This is a genomic window from Myxococcus eversor (genome assembly GCF_010894455.1).
GTDB lineage: Bacteria > Myxococcota > Myxococcia > Myxococcales > Myxococcaceae > Myxococcus > Myxococcus eversor.
Genome location: NZ_JAAIXY010000011.1, coordinates 253183 through 271636, shown reverse-complemented (window position 1 = coordinate 271636; position 18454 = coordinate 253183). Strand labels below are relative to the sequence as shown.

18 protein-coding genes are annotated in these 18454 nt (G+C 67.2%); 3 read left to right on the top strand and 15 right to left on the bottom strand.

Features of this window, described 5'->3' with window-relative positions; translation table 11 throughout:
• Positions 1-35 precede the first annotated feature (35 nt).
• The 14 genes from rplS to G4D83_RS23200 all read right to left on the bottom strand — a co-directional run bounded on the left by rplS (position 36) and on the right by G4D83_RS23200 (position 12706).
• Positions 36-419 (bottom strand): 50S ribosomal protein L19, encoded by a 384-nt coding sequence (gene rplS, locus G4D83_RS23265; protein WP_163867001.1) that lies wholly within the window; start codon positions 417-419, stop codon positions 36-38.
• 122 nt (positions 420-541) lie between these two features.
• Positions 542-1285, bottom strand: coding sequence for a tRNA (guanosine(37)-N1)-methyltransferase TrmD (trmD, locus tag G4D83_RS23260; RefSeq protein WP_163867000.1), 744 nt, complete (start codon positions 1283-1285; stop codon positions 542-544).
• Complete coding sequence (rimM, locus tag G4D83_RS23255; RefSeq protein ID WP_163866999.1) at positions 1282-1845, bottom strand: ribosome maturation factor RimM; 564 nt, start codon at positions 1843-1845, stop codon at positions 1282-1284. The genes trmD and rimM overlap by 4 nt, the downstream gene beginning before the upstream one ends.
• The gene (locus G4D83_RS23250) at positions 1842-2126 is read right to left on the bottom strand and encodes a KH domain-containing protein (RefSeq protein WP_163866998.1); all 285 of its coding nucleotides are present in this window, start codon (positions 2124-2126) and stop codon (positions 1842-1844) included. The genes rimM and G4D83_RS23250 overlap by 4 nt, the downstream gene beginning before the upstream one ends.
• Positions 2127-2152: 26 nt before the next feature.
• Positions 2153-2416 carry a 30S ribosomal protein S16 gene (gene rpsP / locus G4D83_RS23245; RefSeq protein WP_163866997.1) on the bottom strand — a complete coding sequence of 88 codons (264 nt, stop codon included), beginning with the start codon at positions 2414-2416 and terminating at the stop codon, positions 2153-2155.
• A gap of 89 nt (positions 2417-2505) precedes the next feature.
• The gene (gene rlmN / locus G4D83_RS23240; RefSeq protein ID WP_163866996.1) at positions 2506-3642 is read right to left on the bottom strand and encodes a dual-specificity RNA methyltransferase RlmN; all 1137 of its coding nucleotides are present in this window, start codon (positions 3640-3642) and stop codon (positions 2506-2508) included.
• Between the two features lie 207 nt (positions 3643-3849).
• The gene (gene ndk, locus G4D83_RS23235; protein ID WP_163866995.1) at positions 3850-4293 is read right to left on the bottom strand and encodes a nucleoside-diphosphate kinase; all 444 of its coding nucleotides are present in this window, start codon (positions 4291-4293) and stop codon (positions 3850-3852) included.
• Between the two features lie 31 nt (positions 4294-4324).
• Complete coding sequence (gene sucD, locus G4D83_RS23230) at positions 4325-5221, bottom strand: succinate--CoA ligase subunit alpha (RefSeq protein WP_163866994.1); 897 nt, start codon at positions 5219-5221, stop codon at positions 4325-4327.
• Between the two features lie 40 nt (positions 5222-5261).
• Positions 5262-6422, bottom strand: coding sequence for an ADP-forming succinate--CoA ligase subunit beta (gene sucC, locus G4D83_RS23225; RefSeq protein WP_163866993.1), 1161 nt, complete (start codon positions 6420-6422; stop codon positions 5262-5264).
• Positions 6423-6699: 277 nt separating this feature from the next.
• Positions 6700-7506 carry a succinate dehydrogenase iron-sulfur subunit gene (sdhB, locus tag G4D83_RS23220; protein WP_163866992.1) on the bottom strand — a complete coding sequence of 269 codons (807 nt, stop codon included), beginning with the start codon at positions 7504-7506 and terminating at the stop codon, positions 6700-6702.
• A gap of 74 nt (positions 7507-7580) precedes the next feature.
• Positions 7581-9458 (bottom strand): succinate dehydrogenase flavoprotein subunit, encoded by a 1878-nt coding sequence (sdhA, locus tag G4D83_RS23215; protein ID WP_163867083.1) that lies wholly within the window; start codon positions 9456-9458, stop codon positions 7581-7583.
• Positions 9459-9680: 222 nt separating this feature from the next.
• Entirely contained in the window at positions 9681-10625 is a 945-nt protein-coding gene (mdh, locus tag G4D83_RS23210) for a malate dehydrogenase (protein WP_163866991.1), read from the bottom strand.
• A gap of 33 nt (positions 10626-10658) precedes the next feature.
• Positions 10659-11957: an NADP-dependent isocitrate dehydrogenase gene (gene icd, locus G4D83_RS23205; protein ID WP_163866990.1), complete on the bottom strand. Its 1299-nt coding sequence runs from the start codon at positions 11955-11957 to the stop codon at positions 10659-10661.
• A 185-nt stretch (positions 11958-12142) separates the two neighbouring features.
• Positions 12143-12706, bottom strand: a complete 564-nt coding sequence (locus G4D83_RS23200; RefSeq protein ID WP_163866989.1) for a HAMP domain-containing histidine kinase — start codon at positions 12704-12706, stop codon at positions 12143-12145.
• A gap of 396 nt (positions 12707-13102) precedes the next feature.
• On the opposite strand from G4D83_RS23200, the gene G4D83_RS23195 reads away from it, so the two are divergent.
• Together G4D83_RS23195 and G4D83_RS23190 are read left to right on the top strand one after the other, a co-directional pair.
• A complete protein-coding gene (locus tag G4D83_RS23195) occupies positions 13103-15247 on the top strand; it encodes a PilZ domain-containing protein (RefSeq protein WP_176436133.1) in 2145 nt (714 codons plus the stop codon).
• Between the two features lie 20 nt (positions 15248-15267).
• Positions 15268-16017, top strand: a complete 750-nt coding sequence (locus G4D83_RS23190) for a hypothetical protein (RefSeq protein ID WP_163866987.1) — start codon at positions 15268-15270, stop codon at positions 16015-16017.
• Positions 16018-16109: 92 nt separating this feature from the next.
• On the opposite strand, the gene G4D83_RS23185 is transcribed toward G4D83_RS23190, so the two are convergent.
• Positions 16110-17777 (bottom strand): bifunctional 3-(3-hydroxy-phenyl)propionate/3-hydroxycinnamic acid hydroxylase, encoded by a 1668-nt coding sequence (locus tag G4D83_RS23185; RefSeq protein ID WP_217911588.1) that lies wholly within the window; start codon positions 17775-17777, stop codon positions 16110-16112.
• A gap of 391 nt (positions 17778-18168) precedes the next feature.
• Between G4D83_RS23185 and G4D83_RS23180 the strand changes: the two genes are divergently transcribed.
• Positions 18169-18381, top strand: a complete 213-nt coding sequence (locus tag G4D83_RS23180; protein ID WP_141645890.1) for a hypothetical protein — start codon at positions 18169-18171, stop codon at positions 18379-18381.
• Positions 18382-18454 lie beyond the last annotated feature (73 nt).

Genomic DNA, 18454 nt, shown 5'->3' with positions numbered 1-18454 from the left:
CGGCCCCGGGGGGGGGCCGACGAGGACTCAAGCGCTCAGGAGGCCTTGGGGGCCTTGGGAGCCTTGTTGGGGTCGTCCTGCACGTCCACGCGGGCCGCCTTGCCCTTGAGGTCGCGGAGGTAGAAGAGCCGGCTGCGATTCACGCGGCCACGCGAGAGGACCTCGATCTTCTCGTAGCGGGGGCTGTGCAGCGGGAAGATGCGCTCCACGCCGACGCCGAAGGACGTCTTGCGGACGGTGAAGGTGGCCCGGTGGCTGCCCGAGGTCTTCCGGATGACGGTGCCCTCGAACGCCTGCACGCGCTCCTTCTCGCCCTCCTTCACCTTCCAGAAGACGCGCACGGAGTCACCTGAACGGAACGGGGTGACGTCCTGGCGCAGGTACTTGGCCTCGACGTGCTGAATGGCGCTGTTACGCATGACAGACTCCAGTAAAGCGGAAGCTAACGCGATGATGAACGCGTGAAAGAGCGGGCCGTACTACCAGAGAGAACGGTGTCGGACAAGCCCGCTGAAGCCCAATCCACTGAGAACCCCCAGGGTTACAGGTCTTCCTCGCGGCGAGCCAGCAGTTTCTGATCCGCCTTGGACAACTCCAGGCGGGAGTACAAGTCAGGACGGCGCTCTCGTGTGAGCACCAGCGACTTCCACCGGCGCCAGCGGGCGATGCGGGCATGGTCCCCCGACTGGAGGGCGGCGGGCACCTCGACGTCCCTGAAGACAGGCGGGCGCGTGTACTGGGGATGCTCCAGCGTCCCCTCCTCGAAGCTCTCCGACACCGAGGACGCCACGTTGCCCAGCACCCCGGGGACCAGGCGCGCCACGGCATCCACCACCGCCAGCGCGGCGATCTCCCCGCCGGTGAGGACGAAGTCCCCCAGGGACAGCTCGCCGTCCAGGTGGCTCATCACCCGCTCGTCCACGCCCTCGTAGCGGCCGCAGACGAGGATCAGCCCCGCGGTGTGCGCCACCAGCTCGCGCGCCGTCGCCTGCGTGAAGGTCGTCCCGCGAGGGCTCATCAGCAGCACCTTCGCGCCGGGCAGCCGCGAGCGCGCCGCTTCGATGCCGGCGATCAGCGGCTCGGGCTTCATCACCATGCCCGCACCGCCCCCGTAGGGCGCGTCGTCGGTGACGCGGTGCTTGCCCTCCGCGTACTCGCGGATGTCGGTGATGGTGGTGGAGAGCAGGCCCTTCTCCTGGGCCTTGCCGAGGATGCTCGCGCCCAGGTAGCCGGACACCATGCCGGGGAACAGCGTGAGCAGCTCCACCGGATACGGCGGGCTCACGACTCGGACCCGTCCGGGGCGTCCTTGTCGGCGTCGGGGCGACCGACCACCACGTACTCAGGGGGGCGGATCACGATGCGCTGGCCGGCGATGTCCACGGTGGGGACGAACTCGTCGGCGAAGGGCACCACCAGTTCCTGGCGGCCCGGGGCGCGGATGACCAGGTTGGGCACCTCGCCGGTGGCCCAGATCTCCTCCACCGTGCCCAGGGACACACCAGCCTCGTCCACGGCGGACAGGCCCAGCAGGTCGCCCTGGAAGAACTGGCCGTCCTCGGGCGGCTCCAGGTCCTCGCGGAAGACGAACACCGTGGAGCCCACCAACGACTCCGCCTCCGTGCGCGTCTCCACGCCCTCGAAGGCGACGATGTCCTCTTTCGGCGTGGGCCGCAGATCCTCGATCTTGAGGTCGCGCTCCACGCCCGCGCGGGTGCGGATCCGGACCCGCTCGACGGTGGCGAGCGTCTCCGAGTTGGGATCAAACGGCCGCACGGCTATCTCGCCGCGCAGTCCGTGCGCGCGAGAGATGAAGCCCAGCTCGAGCAAGGGGGTCGGAGTCACCGCGACGTGTCCGGTGCGGCGGCGGGTGGACCGCTGGCCGCATTGCGCCGGTCGTCGAGGATCTCCAGACGGACCTTCTGGCCTGACTTCTGCGCGGCGGCATTGAGCAGCGTCCGGAGGGCATTCACGGTGCGCCCATCACGGCCGATGACCTTGCCGACGTCCTCGGGGGCGACCTTCAGCTCGAAGAGCCGCGCGCCGTCCACCTCGGAGATGCGCAGGCCCACCTGGTCCGGTTGATCGACCAGGGCCCGCGCCAGATACGTGAGGAGTTGCTCCACGTCCGCTCAGTACAGGCGGTCGCGGATCAAGCCGCGGGGGTGGACTTGGGAGCCTTCGCGGCGACCTTGATGAGGTCGGCGACAGTCTCCGAAGGCGTCGCGCCCGTCTTCAGCCAGTAGCTCAGCCGCTCCTCGTTGAACTCCACCTTCGGGGGGGTGAGGTTCGGGTCGTACGCACCAACGGCCTCGATGAACTTGCCGTCCCGGGGGTTGCGGGAGTCGGTGGCGACCACGTGGTAGTACGGCTTCTTCTTGGCGCCCGCTCGGGCAAGACGGAGGACGACGGCCATGGAGTGCTCCAACGAACAGGTAACAACGATGGAAACGGGGTGGCGCTCTTAACGCCGCACCCGCTGGATTGTCAAGGAAGCTCGGGACTTTATGTCGTGCTTTCGGCCGGACTGGCCTCACCACGATTCGCGAGTTGCCCGCAGGCACCCGCGATGTCCCGGCCCCGGTTCTTGCGGATGTACGCGGCCACGTGACCATCCGACAGGATGGCCCGGAACTCTTCGGCCCGCTCTTCCGCGGTGGTCTGGAAACCCAGACCGGGGTTCTCGTTGTAGGGAATCAGGTTCACCTTCGCCGGAATTCCCTTGAGAAGCTGGATGAGGCGATGGGCGTCCTCGTCGGTGTCGTTGAAGCCCTGGATGAGGACGTACTCGAAGGTGATGCGGCGCCCCTGGCGCAGCGGGAACTTGCGACACGCGTCCAGCAGCGCGGCGATGTTCCACTTGCGGTTGACGGGCATCGTCTTGCTGCGCTGCTCGTCGGTGCTGGCGTTGAGGGAGATGGCCAGCTTCACGTCCGTCTCCTGCCCGAAGCGCTCGATCATGGGAACGAGGCCGACGGTGGACACGGTGATGTGGCGGTGGCTGAAGTTCGGCCCGTCCCCGGACTGGAGGATGGCGAGCGCCGTCTTGAGGTTCTCGAAGTTGTGCAGCGGCTCGCCCATCCCCATGAACACGAGGTTGGAGAGCGGGCGCAGCGTCTCGTGGCCCTCGTTCTTGCGAACCTCGCGGTTCACCGCGTGGACCTGGGCGACGATCTCGCTGGCCGTCAGGTTGCGCTTGAGGCCCATGGTGCCCGTCATGCAGAAGCTACAGGCCATGGCGCAGCCCACCTGGGTGGACACGCACAGCGTCCTGCGGTCCTCGGAGGGCATGTAGACGGACTCGATGTAGCGCCCGTCCCGCGTCTTCCACCGGTACTTGATGGTGCCGTCGATGCTGCGCTGCTCCAGGTCCTTCACCAGCGGGATGATCTCCGCGGCGACCCTGAGCTTCTCGCGCAGGACCTTGGACAGGTCCGTCATCTCGTCGAACGAGGTGGCGCCGCGCTGGTGGAGCCAGCGGTAGACCTGCGGGGCGCGGAAGGCTCGCTCGCCCAGCTGCTCGGTGACGAAGCGGGTGAGCGCCTCCATCGACAGGCTGGCCACGTCCACGAGCTTCGCTGGCGCGGGCGCCGGCAGGGGCTCCGTGACGGGAAGAGAGGGGGTGGCGGAGGTGTCGGTCATCGTCGTCGCGCTAGTGAACGGTAGGGCCCGGGGCGTCCCTTCCCACACCTGGGCACGACAAGTCAAAGGAGCGCCCGGCCCCTGAGTCCTGCCCCAGCCAGTAGGGCCCTTCCCTGCCCCGCTGGAAAGCCAACGGCCCGGGCCAGCCCCCCTCGCGGGTGCCGACACCGGGCCGCCGGTCAGGAGCCCGCTGGGGGCCCCGCCGCCCTACTTCTTGGCGGTGTAGTCGTACGGCTGGACTTCCGTCTCGCGGAAGAAGTACGCGATCTCGTTCTTCGCGTTCTCCAGGCTGTCGGAGCCGTGCACCGTGTTCTGGTCGATGCTGGTGGCGAAGTCCTTGCGGATGGTGCCCTCGGCCGCCTGCGCGGGGTTGGTGGCGCCCATGATGTCGCGGTTGCCCAGGACGGCGTTCTCGCCCTCCAGCACCATCAGGACGACGGGGCCGGAGATCATGAACTGCACCAGGTCCTTGAAGAAGGGCCGGGCCTTGTGGACCGCGTAGAAGCCCTCCGCCTCCTTCTGGGAGAGCTGCTGGAGCCGGATGGCGACCGGCTTCAGACCCTTCTCCTCGAAGCGGCTGATGATCTTCCCGATGACGCCCTTCTGCAGACCGTCCGGCTTGATGATGGAAAGCGTACGCTCGATGGCCATTTTGACTGGCTCCTTGTTCCCTTGAGGGGTGTTAGCGCTTCTGGGGGCCGCGCTTCACGGCCGCCTGGAGGGTGGTGCCCAGCTCGGCGGGGCTGGCGGCCATCAGGATTCCCGCGGCCTCCATCGCCTTGATCTTCTCCGTCGCCGTGCCCTTGCCGCCGGAGATGATGGCGCCGGCGTGGCCCATGCGCTTGCCCGGGGGCGCCGACTGACCGGCGATGAAGCCGGCGATGGGCTTGGTGAACTCGCGAGCGACGTACTCCGCGCCCAGCTCCTCGGCGCTGCCGCCGATCTCACCAATCATGATCACCGCGTCCGTGTCCGGATCCGCGTTGAACAGCTTCAGCACGTCCACGAAGTCCGTGCCGTTGACCGGGTCTCCGCCGATGCCGACGGCCGTCGACTGGCCCAGCCCCAGCTGCGTGAGCTGGTGCACGGCCTCGTACGTCAGCGTGCCGGAGCGCGACACCACGCCGATGCGGCCCGCCTTGTGGATGTGGCCCGGCATGATGCCGATCTTGCACTTGGCGCCGGGGGTGATGACGCCCGGGCAGTTCGGACCGATGAGGCGCACACCCGGCTTGCCCTGCAGGTAGCGCTTGGCGCGCACCATGTCGAGGACCGGGATGCCCTCCGTGATCGTGATGATGAGGGACACGCCCGCGTCAGCGGCCTCCATGATGGAGTCCGCGGCGAACGGGGGCGGGACGAAGATGACGGACGTGTTCGCGCCCGTCTGCTTCACGGCGTCGGCGACCGTGTTGAACACGGGAACCTTGCCCTCGAAGTCGGTGCCGCCCTTGCCCGGCGTGACACCGCCAACGAGCTTCGTGCCGTAGTCCAACATCTGCTTCGAGTGGAACGAGCCCGCCGAGCCGGTGATGCCCTGGCAGAGGACCTTCGTGTTTTCGTTGACGAGGATGCTCATGGCGCTCCTTCAAAAAAGTGTGGGCGATGAAGCGCGCGGACTACTTCAGCGCGGCGACGGCCTTCTCGGCCGCCTGACGCAGGTTGTCCGCCGGGGTGATGGCGAGGCCAGAGTTGCGCAGCAGTTCCTTGCCCTGCTCCACGTTGGTGCCTTCCAGGCGAACGATGAGGGGCACCTTGAGCTGCACTTCCTTGGCCGCGGCGATGATGCCGTCCGCGATGACATCGCACTTCATGATGCCGCCGAAGATGTTGACCAGCACCGCCTTCACCGCGGGGTCGGCCAGGATGAGCTTGAAGGCCGCCGTCACCTTCTCCTTGCTCGCGCCGCCGCCCACGTCCAGGAAGTTGGCCGGAGAGCCGCCCACCAGCTTGATGGTGTCCATGGTGGCCATGGCCAGGCCCGCGCCGTTCACCATGCAGCCGATGTTGCCCTCGAGCGCGATGTACGCCAGGTCCCACTCCTTGGCCTGCGTCTCGCGCGCGTCCTCTTCCGCCAGGTCCCGGTAGTTCAGCAGGTCCTTGTGACGGTAGAGCGCGTTCTCATCGAACGTCACCTTCGCGTCCAGCGCCACCACGCCGCCATCCTTCAGGATGACCAGCGGGTTGATCTCCACCAGCGACGCATCCGTCTCGATGAACATCTTGTAGAGCGCGGTGCAGAACTGGGCGAACTTGTTCACCGTGGGGCCCGTCAGGCCCAGCCCGAAGGCCAGGTTGCGGCCCTGGAAGTCCAGGAAGCCCACCGCCGGGTCCACCGTCTCGCGGAGGATCTTCTCGGGGTGCTTCTCCGCCACTTCTTCAATCTCCACGCCGCCCTCGCGGGACGCCATGAAGGTGACGCGGCTGGTGACGCGGTCCAGCGTCACACCCAGGTACAGCTCCTGGCCAATGGCCAGACCTTCCTCGATGTAGACCTTGTGGACCTTCGTGCCTTCCGGCCCGGTCTGGATGGTCTTCAGCATCATGCCAAGCATCTGCTTGGCGAGTTCCTTCGCCTCGGCGGGGCTCTTGGCCAGCTTCACGCCGCCGCCCTTGCCGCGGCCACCCGCGTGGATCTGGGCCTTCACCACGACGACGGACGTGCCCAGCTCCTTCGCCGCGGCCTCCGCTTCATTCGGCGAGAGGGCGAGAATTCCCTTCGGCGTGGGCACACCGTACTTCCGGAAGATTTCCTTGCCCTGGTACTCGTGGATCTTCATCGAGGCTCCATGTGGAGACGAGGGGGACGACCCCTTACAGGCGTCAGCGCGTCGCCCTCATTGCGCAGAAACCGACGGATGGCAAGGCCGTTTGACCCTGCACACACCGCGGTGCGGCAGCGTGTGGACAGCTGATAACCAGGAATGTCCGCGTGGATGAGGCCGCCTTCACCTCGCCCGAGCGACGGGGCGAACGCTCGAACGGCGACGGCCCCATGCGGTGTCCCGGAGGACACGCGCACGAGGCCGCTCGCACGTCACGCGAGTGACGGACGTGTCACCCCGGACCGCTGTGGCTCTTCTTCTCCTCTTCCTGCGAGAAGAGGTCCTTGATGACCAGCTTGGTCACCTGACGGTTCATCATCGCGATGGAGGTGGTGAGCGGAATCTCCTTCGGGCAGACCTTCACGCAGTTCTGCGCCTTGCCGCAGTCCTGCACGCCGCCGGGCCCCATGAGCGCGCGCACGCGCTCCTCGGAGTTCAGCTTGCCCGTGGGGTTCATGTTGAACAGGCGGGCCTGGCTGATGGCCGCGGCGCCCACGAAGTCGTTGCCCATGGTGACCTGCGGGCACGCCTCCAGACAGCTGCCGCACGTGATGCACGTGGAGAGCACGTACATCGTGGACTGGTCCGCCGGAGACTGGCGCGGGCCCGGCCCCAGGTTGTGGGTGCCGTCCGTGGGAATCCAGCCCTTCACCTTCTTGAGCGCCTCGAACATCCGGCTGCGGTCCACGGCCAGGTCCCGGACCACGGGGAACTTGCTCATGGGCTCCAGGGTGATCGGCTGCTCCAGCTTGTCGATGAGCGCCGAGCACGCCATGCGCACCCGTCCGTTGATGTTGATGGCGCAGCTGCCGCAGACCTCCTCGAGGCACGCGGCGTCCCAGACCACCGGGGGCACGCGCTTGCCTTCCACGGTGACGGGGTTGCGCTGGATCTCCATCAGGCACGAGATGACGTTGGCGCCCTTGCGATAGGGGACCTTGAACTCCTCGTAGCGGCCCGGCTGGTCCGGAGCGTCCTGCCGCCAGATGCGGAAGGAGATGGATTGGGTGCTGACGGCGCCTGCCTGTGCGGTGTCCATGTGGCTCGACCCTTCAAGTCAGTTGCGGGGACCCGCGCTCGCGCACGGGCCCACCCAGAAAGTTCCCCGGTGACTCACGCGTACCAGCGCGGCTCGGGCTTCAACACCGGCGTCGGGACGTCCTCGTAGGAGATGTTCGGCCCCTCTTCCGCGTACTTCGCGATGGTCGTCTTCGCCCACTTGTCGTGGCGCGCCTGCCACTGAGCCATCCACGACGGGTCCTCGTTGGGGTCCTTCGTCTTCGGCTCGGGCAGCGAGAAGTCCGGCTTGTAGTGCGCGCCGCGGCTCTCGTCGCGCAAGAGCGCGCTGGTGGCGATGACCTCGCCCAGCTCCAGCATGTTCCAGAGCTGGTTGGTGTACGACAGCGACCGGTTGGACGAGTTGCCCGTGTCCAGGACGTTGACGTTCTTCCAACGGCTCTTCAGCTCGCGGATCTTCTCCACGGTCTTCTTCAGGCGGTCGTTGTAGCGGACGACGGTGCAGTTCTCCGTCATCACGTCGCCCAGCTCCTGGCTCAGGCCGTAGGGGTTCTCCGGGCCCGACATCTTCTTGATGGTCCCGAACCGGTCCTCCCAGTAGCGCTTCGCGTCCTGGAAGTACTTCTCCGGCATGGCCGCCGCGCTCGTCGTGTTGCTCTTGGCGAAGGACGCCATCGCCGGGCCGCCGATCATCCCCGAGTAGATGCAGGAGAGCAGCGAGTTGGCGCCCAGGCGGTTGCCGCCGTGGAACGCGTAGTCCGCCTCGCCCGCGGCGTAGAGGCCCGGGATGTTGGTGGACTGGTTCTTCGGGCTGCCCTCCAGCGGCGTCAGCGTCTTCGGGTCGGCCTCGAACTGCACGTACAGGCCGCCCATCGAGTAGTGCATGCCCGGGAAGATGACCATCGGCGTGACGCGCGGGTCGTCACCGACGAACTTCTCGTAGATCTCCATGACGCCCTTGATCTTGGCGTCCAGCGTCTTGGCCGGGATGTGCGTCACATCCAGGTACACGCCGTCCCTGCCCCCGATGCCCATGCCCAGGTCGCGGCAGACGATGAAGATCTCCCGCGTGGCCACATCGCGGGGCACCAGGTTCTTGTACTTGGGGTACTTCTCCTCGAGGAAGTACCAACGCTCGCTCTCCGGGATGTCCCGGGGCCCGCGCGTGTCGCCCTTCTTCCGGGGCACCCAGACGCGGCCACCCTCGCCGCGCACCGACTCGCTCATCAGGCGCAGCTTGTCCTCGCCCGGAATCGACGTCGGGTGCACCTGGATGAACTCACCGTTCGCGTAGATGGCGCCCTCCATGTAGGCGCGACCCGCTGCGGTGCCGGTGTTGATGATGGAGTTGGTCGAACGACCGAAGACGATTCCGGGGCCACCCGTGGCGAGGCACACGGCCTCCGCCGGGAAGGTGCGGATCTCCATGGTGCGAAGGTCCACGGCCACGCTGCCGATGCAGCGGCCACCCTCGTCCTTCACCGTGCCGAGCCACTCCCAGTACTCGTACTTGGTGACCTTGCCCTCGGCCTCATAGCGGCGGACCTGCTCGTCCAGCGCGTAGAGCAGCTGCTGGCCCGTCGTCGCGCCGGCGAAGGCGGTGCGGTGGTGCAGCGTGCCGCCGAAGCGACGGAAGTCCAGCAGCCCTTCCGGCGTGCGGTTGAACGTCACGCCCATGCGATCCAACAGGTAGATGATCCCGGGGGCCGCGTAGCACATGCCCTTCACGGAGATCTGCTCGGCCAGGAAGTCGCCGCCGCGCAGCGTGTCCTTGACGTGGATCTCCGGGCTGTCGCCCTCGCCCTTGGTGTTCACCGCGCCGTTGATGCCGCCCTGGGCGCAAACCGAGTGCGAGCGCTTCACCGGGACGAGCGAGAGCACATCCACCTGGTGGCCCGCCTCCGCGAGCTTGATCGTCGTCATCAGCCCGGCGAGTCCGCCGCCCACCACCGTGAACCGCGCTGCTGCTGCCATCATCGTCTCCTTGACTGCCGGGGTCCCGGACGCGCCAGCCGTCAGCCGGCTCGCCACGTTGGCGCGCCACGCTCCGGACATCCCCGTGCGAGTTCTACAGGCTAGTTAACTTGGCGGAACCGCGCCGCAACGGCGGCGTCGAAAACGATAAGCCCGCGTCATCCGCGGCATCAGGCGCGAAGCCCGCCGACTGCTTCCGGCGGGCTCCACGACTGGAACGGACTACAGCTTGACGGAGTCGACCGTCTTCTTGACCGACTGGAAGGACTTCGCCAGCTCGGTCTTCTCGGCCTCGTTGAGGTCGACGGTGATGATCTTCTCGATGCCGCCCGCGCCGATCTGCACGGGGGTGCCGAAGAAGTAGTCGCTGATGCCGTACTGGCCCTTCAGCAGCGCCGCGCCCGGCAGGATGCGCTTGCGGTCGAAGATGAAGCTCTCCGCCATGGCGATGGAGGAGGCCGCGGGCCCGAAGTAGGCGCTGCCCGTCTTGTACAGGCCGACCAGCTCCGCGCCGCCCTCGCGGGTGCGCTTGACGATGGCGTCCAGCTTGTCCTTCGCGATGAGCTCCGTGAGGGGCACGCCGCCCACGGTGCTGTGACGCACCAGGGGCACCATGTCGTCGCCGTGGCCGCCGAGCACCAGCGCATCCACGTCACGGATGGAGCAGTTGAGCGCCTCGGCCACGAAGCACTTGAAGCGGCTGGTATCCAGCACGCCCGCCATGCCCACCACCATGTTGTCCGGCAGGCCGGCGATCTTGTGGAGCGCGAACACCATCGCGTCCAGCGGGTTCGCCACGTTGATGACGAACGCGCCCGGGGCGTGCTGCTTGATGTTGGCAGCCACGTCCGTCATGATCTTGAGGTTGATCTCGAGCAGGTCCTCGCGGCTCATGCCCGGCTTGCGAGGCACGCCAGCCGTGATGATGATCACGTCCGCGCCCGCGACATCCGCCCAGTTCGTGGTGCCGGTGACGCGACAGTCGTAGCCGTCCACCGCCGAGAGCTGGTTGATGTCCAGCGCCTTGCCCTTGACCAGACCTTCGGCCACGGGGATGTCGTACAGGAACACGTCACCGAGCGACTTCTGCACCGCCAGCAGCGCGAGGTTGCCGCCGATCTGCCCGCCGCCGATGAGGCCAATCTTCTTCTTGCGATTCTGAGCCATGGATTCGCCGTCTCCCATTTCCCCGTGAGGGGACTACATGTGCTTGATGATGGCCTGACCGAACTCGGAGCACTTCACCTCGTTCACGCCAGACTGCCCTTCCTGCTTCATCAGACGGGCGAAGTCGTAGGTCACCGTCTTGGCGGCGATGGCGCGGTCCATGCCCTGGATCATCAGGTCCGCGGCCTCGTGCCAGCCCAGGTGCCGGAACATCATCTCACCGGAGAGGATGACCGAGCCGGGATTCACCTTGTCCTGGTCCGCGTACTTGGGCGCCGTGCCGTGCGTCGCCTCGAAGACGGCGTGGCCGGTGACGTAGTTGATGTTGCCACCCGGGGCGATGCCGATGCCGCCCACCTGCGCCGCGAGCGCGTCCGACAGGTAGTCACCGTTGAGGTTCAGCGTGGCGATGACGTCGAACTCGTCCGGACGCGTGAGCACCTGCTGCAGGGTGATGTCCGCGATGGAGTCCTTGATGATGATCTTCCCGGCGGCGACGGCGGCCTTCTGCTCCGCGTTGGCCGCGTCCTCGCCCTTGGCGGCCTTCGTCACTTCCCACTGGTCCCAGGTGTAGACCTTGTCACCGAACTCCCGCGCGGCCAGCTCGTAGCCCCACTTGCGGAAGGCGCCTTCGGTGAACTTCATGATGTTGCCCTTGTGGACCAGCGTCACGCTCTTGCGCTTGTGGTCCACCGCGTACTGGATGGCCGCGCGGATGAGCCTGTCACTTCCCTCCTGGGACACCGGCTTCAGGCCGATGCCGACGTTGGAGGGGAAGCGGATCTTCCCGAACTCCTTCGGGAACGACTCCTTCAGCAGGGCCAGGAACTTGTCCGCCGCCGGGGTGCCGGCCTCGAACTCGATGCCCGTGTAGATGTCCTCCGTGTTCTCACGGAAGATGGTCATGTCCACCTTGTCCGGCGTCTTCACCGGGCTGGGCACGCCCTTGAAGTAGCGTACGGGACGCAGGCAGACATAGAGGTCCAGCATCTGGCGCAGCGCCACGTTGAGCGAGCGGATGCCGCCGCCCACCGGCGTCGTCAGCGGGCCCTTGATGCCGACCAGATAGGTGCGGAAGGCTTCAACCGTCTCTTCGGGAAGCCAGTTGTTGACCGCCTTGAAGGACTTCTCGCCGGCGAGCACTTCGTACCAGGCGATCTTCTTCTTGCCCTTGTAGGCCTTCTCCACCGCCGCATCGAAGACGGCCTGGGAGGCGCGCCAGATGTCGCGGCCGGTGCCGTCGCCCTCGATGTAGGGGATGATCGGGTGGTCCGGGACGGACAGCTTGCCGTTCTGGAGGGTGATCTTCTCGCCGGACGATGGGGGCGCCATGGACGTGCTCCTGGAAGGTGTGGCCGTGTAAGAATTGGCGCGGGATAGTCGAGAACCCGCCCCCCTCCCGTCAAGGAGTTTGGCCACCCCTCCAGGGTGCAGGACTTATCGGACCCAGCGGCGCGGCACGAGAGGACGCCCTCCTCTCGCGCGCCCACGAGCGCTCGATGTCCTCGCCGGCCCGACTACCAGCAGGCCAGGCCCGGCGCGGGCAGCTCCACCGTCACGGTGAGCCCCTGCTCCACGCCGCGCGCCACATCCAATGTCCCGCCCACGGACTCCACCAGCTCCCGCGCGCGAGCCAGCCGCCGGTGCGCCGGCCCCACCAGCATGGGCGACAGCAAAACGGCCCTCAGCTCCCGCTCGGACAGGTGCGCGTCCGGCGTCACCACCTGGAAGCGCGGCCCCTCGTCACCGAAGTCGTCCGGCGAATCCAGGCGGACATGAACCCCGGCTTCCCCGGCGTGGTCCGCCGCGTGCGCCATCAACAGCAACAACACCTGCCGTGTGCGGCGCACCCCCGTCCGCGCCAGCACCGCTTCCTCCGGAAGTTCCAGTTTCACCGCGATGCCGTGGATTCTTCGCGTGACTTCCAGCAATTCCTTGGATTCACGCATGAGCGCCGCCACATCCACCTGGTGGAAATCCGGCCCCTCCACCGACTCCAGGGAGGCCACGCGCACGGGGCGTCCGCCCTCGTTCGTCGCTTCACCCGAAGTGCTTCCCACCCAATCCCGCGCCGCGCTCATCGCTCACCTCATCTGGTTGGCGTGTGGGAGGGAGTTTACTGGAGCAATCCGACTTGCTCCATTTCACTACGAGAAAGCACTCAGAGCGTGGTTGACTGGTGACATTACAGTTGCGCGACATCTTGGCGGTGGCGTTGTCGGGTGCTGGGCATACAGTTGGTGAAATTTGGAGAAATGACCTGTCACGGTTGACCCAGTGACCTAGATTCCCGCCTTGCCGAAAACAGCAAGGCTGCACAAATTCGATTTGACTGTTCCTGCTGACTCCGTATGATACGGACCCATAGCGAAATGCCGCCCACCGCAGCACCGCTGGAGCAGGGAGGAACTGTTGTGCTTGCAACTTCGCCATCCGCATCAGGCGTTCCTCACTACCGGAGAAGGGGGCTCCTGGACATGGAAGGGGGAAACCCGCTCTCCGACCGGCGGACGGTCGAGTTCGATAGCAGAGACGCTTTCATCAATGTGATTCCGCTGCCGCCAGCGGAAGCCGCGCTGGATGACTCGGGCTATTCGCTGCACGGTCGCGGCCCCAACGCCATCACCTGTTCGCTGGGTTCGCTGGAAGGGACCATTGGCGAGGTGACGCGGTTGAGCCCCACCGTCGTCTGGGTGATGCCGCGAGGCCCGGTGAACCAGGTCGAGTCGCCCACCCTGCCCGTCTTCCTCAAGGGACGCGGCGTCACGATTGGTCCGCTGGTGGGTGCGTTCATCCGCACCGACGCCGAGACGGCCAGCGCGCCCGTGGGCCTGCAGCTCGTCGGAGTCACCGTGGAGCAGGGCCGGCAGATTCTCGCCATGCTGGCGGAGGCCCTGCGCAACGGCGTGGCGGAGCCCGCGGCCTCGGCGCTCCCGATGCAGGACACCATCGAGCAGCCCGAGCGCATCCGCTCCATCCTCAGCGCCATCTGCGCGGCGGGGAACAAGGGCGTGCTGCGCCGCATGGGCCACTCGGTTCAAATGGTGCTGGAGCGCTTCAACTCGGCGACGGCCCAGCTCGAGTGGCGCACGGATGAGACGGTCACGGATTGGGGCGAGGCGCCCTACGACGTGGACGTCATCGGCTACAACAGCGCCTACCGGATGCAGTTGGAGGCGGGCGGCACGGATGGAGACCGCCTCTTCACGCCGCTGCCGACGCGCATCTTCCGCATCCGTCACCGCTGGCACCGCCGAGTCCCCGCCCCCACCGGCGCGCGCGTGCGCTTCCACCACCCGCTCTGGCGGGAGCTGGGCGAGCTGCAGCGCGACGCGGTGGACCTGTCCTTCTCCGGCCTGTGCGTCCGCTGCAAGCCCGAGGACTTGATGTTCCCCGGCCTGCTGCCGCCCCACATCGAGCTGGAGACCGGCGCGGGCCAGACTCTGACTTTGCGTGGCGAAATCCGTTACGTCACCAGCCCACGCGCGGACGGCCACGTGTTGTGCGGCCTGAGCGTGCAGCCCTACTCCGTGGATGAAGCGCGCTGGGTGCGCTTCGTCTCGCAGACGACATCCCCCGCGACTCGCACCAGCGAGGACATGGAGGACGGGCTGTGGGACTTGTTCACCCGCTCCGGCTTCTTCAGCCTGGCGGGCAAGTCCACCGAGGAGTTCGAGGAGCTGCGGCTGTCCTTCCGGACCATGGCGAAGCGCGGCGCGGAAGTCCCGCAGCTCTTCTGCCAGGCGGTGTGGCCGTCGGAGCGCGGGCCCGAGGCGACGCTGTCCTTCATGAAGCCCTACCGCCACGCGTGGATGGGGCACCAGGTCGCCAAGCGCCCCGGCAAGCCGCCTCCGAGCGTGACGGAGCCGGGGCAGATCATGCGCGACTTGTACGTGCGCACGTTCGAGCACCCGCAGAGCGACCCGGACTTCCGCTGGGTGGTGGCCTATGTGGAGGCCCTCAACCCGTGGATCGCCAAGGCGCACGTGCGCTACGCCGAGCGACAGATGGAGACGGGCCAGGGCCTGGCCTTCACGCGCAAGGTGCACATGCTGGACGTGCTCACGCACGAGCAGACCGGCCGCAGCCACGAGGGCATCCAGGTGGGGCTCGCCACGCCCCAGGAGCTGACGCTGCTGGCGGACACCATCGCTCGCACGCGCCCGGCCTGCTACGTGGAAGCGCTGGACTTCACGCGGGAGCGCATGGACATGCGCCCGGTGCAGGCGCGCTGGAAGGAATTCGGTCTCGAGCGTGAGCGCGAGATTCTCGTCGCCCGGCGGGGTGGAGTGCCCGTGGCCGCGACGGTGCTGGAGCTGGGTCAGCGGGGCACGAATCTGTACTGCCTGCTGGACATGGCCCGCCTGTTCTCGCTGACCGAAGAAGGACCGTCCACCTATGTCGCCTTGGTGGATGCCGCGCGTCGTTGGTATGCCGCGCGACGCCGCACCTCGTTCCACTTCCTGTGTGAGGACGAGGGGGGGGATTACGTGCAGGAGGCCGGCATCCACGGCGGACCTGATCCATTCATGTGGATCATCTCCTCCAAGCTGATTCCCGACTTCCTCGAGCACATCAGTGAGCTGACCATCGGGCGCCGTGGCGCCCACAACCCTCGCTAACACGCCCTAGAGGTTCAGACATGAGCAACAAGCAACTCGTGGAGCAGAAGTACGTTCCCCACGTGGTCGAAGTCCGCGAGCGCCTCAAGTCCTCTCCCGCGCTCCAGACGCTGTTGGATCCGAACGTGGACCCGGCGCTCGTGGAAGGCTTCCTCATCCAGCTCAACTCGCTGGGCGTGTACATGACGGAGCCGGTGGACGGCTGGATTCGCCGCGCTGGCGAGGCCACCGTGAAGATGGGCCTCAAGGACGTGGGCGAGAAGCTCATCACCCACGCGAAGCACGAGGAAGGCCACCACCTGATGATGATCGAGGACACCAAGAGCCTCGTCGCCCGGTGGAACGCCAGGCGCGCCCCCCAGCTGGACGCGAACGCCCTGCTGAACCAGGCGCCCACGCAGTCCATGGTGGACTACCGGAAGATCCACGAGGACACCATCGTCGGGCCCATGCCCGCCGCCCAGGTCGCGATTGAATATGAAATCGAGAACCTGTCGGTCGTCTTCGCGCCCGGACTGATGGCTCAGGCCAAGCGCGTATGTGGCGAAGACATCATGGAGGCGATGTCCTTCGTGAAGGAGCACGCCGAAATCGACGTGGGCCACACCGCCCTCAACGAGGTGATGCTCGGCAAGCTGCTGACCCAGGTCCCCGAGAAGGCCGAGGTCATCGGCAAGACGGGCGCCCAGGCGCTCGACATCTACCTGCGCTTCATGGGCGACTGTGTCGAGCGCGCCCAGGGCATGCTCAAGCCCGCCGCGGCGGCCTGACCTCACCTGCTGGCGAAGAACACTTCGGGGCGCCTCGGGCCATCTCGGCCTGGGCGCCCCGTCGTCATTTCACGCAGTCCCCTGCCCTCGCATCACCCGGCGCGGCGGACCTCGGTGGAGCCGCCCGAAGGCCTGGGACGGATGAGTCCGCGCAGCGAGCGGCGGAGCCCGTCCAGGCTGGGGCCGTTCGACGTGCCGTACACGTAGCGGTCCGGACGCAGCACCACCACGTCCTTGTCGTGGTGCTTGAACCACGCGCTCAGCCGGCCCTCCGTGTCCACGAACGCGTCCGCGGGCGGCTCGCCGATGCGCTCCGCGGAGAGCACCGACCAGGCCCGCGCGCCCAGCTCGGCCGCCAGCGCGCGCGCCTCCCGCTGCGTGTCCTGCGAGGCCCCGGGCCGCGTCAGCACCACGAAGCCGTCGCCGATCACGTGGTCCATCAGCACCCGCTGGTTTTCGGAGGCCTCGACATGGGGCTGCGGGAAGTAGGTGCCCTCCGGCGCGGCCTTCGCCCGCTGCGTGCCGAGGATGAAGCCCTTCTCCAGCGCGAATGCGGGCTTCACCTTGAACTGGCGGATGAACTCCCCGGTGACGGGCAGGCGGTAGAGCAGTTGGATGAGCACGTTGCGCGCGCGCGCCAGCACCTGGCCGCCGGTCATCATCGCCCGGCCCATGGCGTCCGAGCTCTTGATGACCTCCGCGACGTGGCCCCGGCGCTCCTGCTCGTACGTGTCCAGGAGCGAGTCGTCCGCCGAGCCGTCGAGGACTCGCGCCAGCTTCCAGGTCAGGTTCGCCGCGTCGCGGAAGCCCGCGCACAGGCCCTGGCCCAGGAAGGGCGGCATCAGGTGCGCGGCGTCACCGAGCAGGAACGCGCGCCCCACCCTCCAGCGGTCCACGAGCCGGCTGTGGTACGAGTGGACGTTGACGGAGCGGATGGTCACCGTCGCCGGGTCGATGTAGTGCGCGATGAGCGAGCGCACGTGGTCCGGCTGCCGCACGGCCTCCAGGTCCGCGCCCGGGTCGACAATCAGGTCGAAGCGCATCTCGTCCCGCGCGGTGCGCGCGATGAAGCCCCGACGGTTCGGTCCGCACAGGTAGCTGGTGTAGTCGGGCTCCGGCGACGTGGTGCTCACCGTGATCGCCAGCGAGTGCTCCAGCGCGGTGGTGCCCTCCAGCTTGAGGTCCAGCTTGCGGCGGATGGAGCTGTGGGCGCCGTCGCAGGCCAGCAGGTAGCGCGCGCGCACCGTCACGGACTTGTCGGTGCCGCACTCGCGCACGCGCACGTTGAGCCCCTCGCCATCCTGCACGAAGGACTCGACCTCGCGGCCCTGCCACAGCTCCACGTGTTCGAAGCGCGCCATCCCCCGCCGCAGCCCCGCCTCCATGCGCGGCTGCTGGAAGAAGGCCCCCACGTAGTGGCCGTACGGTTGATCCAACCCCGCGAAGTCCACCTCCGCGAGCGAGCGCAGGCGGTCGTCGAGGTAGCGCAGCGTGTGGCACGGATGGAAGCCCGGCCCCAGCTCGCCCTCCAGTCCCGCGGACTGGAAGATGCGCTGGGCCTCGTCGTCCACGCTGATGGCGCGGGACTGCCCATGCGCGGACAGCTCCTTCTCCACCACCAGGGTCCTCACGCCTTGGAGCCCCAGCAGATTGGCTGCCATCGCTCCGACCGGTCCACATCCCACGATGATGACATCAACAGTTTCTGGAGCCACGTCCGCCCTCCGGGTGCCGTGCTTGTTGAACTGCCTTTGATTCATCCCCCAGGCCAGGCCTTGGAATAATCAAGCCAGTACCACCGCTCCGCCTCGCCCCGTGCCTCTTGATTCAAAGAACGCCTGGGGGTGGATTCCTTGCCTGTTTGAGTTTCACCCCTCGAACAGAATTTCCAATCACGCCTGGATGTTTTCTGTTGCAAGCGGGGAGGTGCTCCCTACCCGGCGGATTCCCCTCGTGGGCCGAGGTGGGTGCGCGTTCCTCGTGAGCTACAAGTTTTGCGTCTGCATGAAATCGCAGTGTCGAGTAGCGACGGAGACCCTGTCTGGAAAGCAGCACAGATGTCGTGGCAACGCGCGGCGTCGTGCTTTCGGGGATCGACGGATGCTTTGGTGGAGCTTCCCCCTCACGCGAAGTTCGCGAAGGAGCAGTCAGATGGAATGGCTCGAATTCTCCCGCTGGTCCCCCGAGGTGGAGCGCCAGCTCGCCCAGCAGGCGGCGCGACTGGGCGCGGCGGCGGCCCGTGGAGCCTCCCTCACCCGGCGGGTGCGCGTCAGCGCCACCGTGGCGGCGGCGTACCGGTTGAGCGCGATGCTGCGTGAGTACCCGCGCACCAATCCCTGGGGCCACCCCGTCTCGGAGTCCTGAGTCGGGGCAGACGCTCGCCGGAGGTCCCCCGGCTTCCGGCGTCCCGTCCCCACCAGGAGCCTTGGCCCCCTCG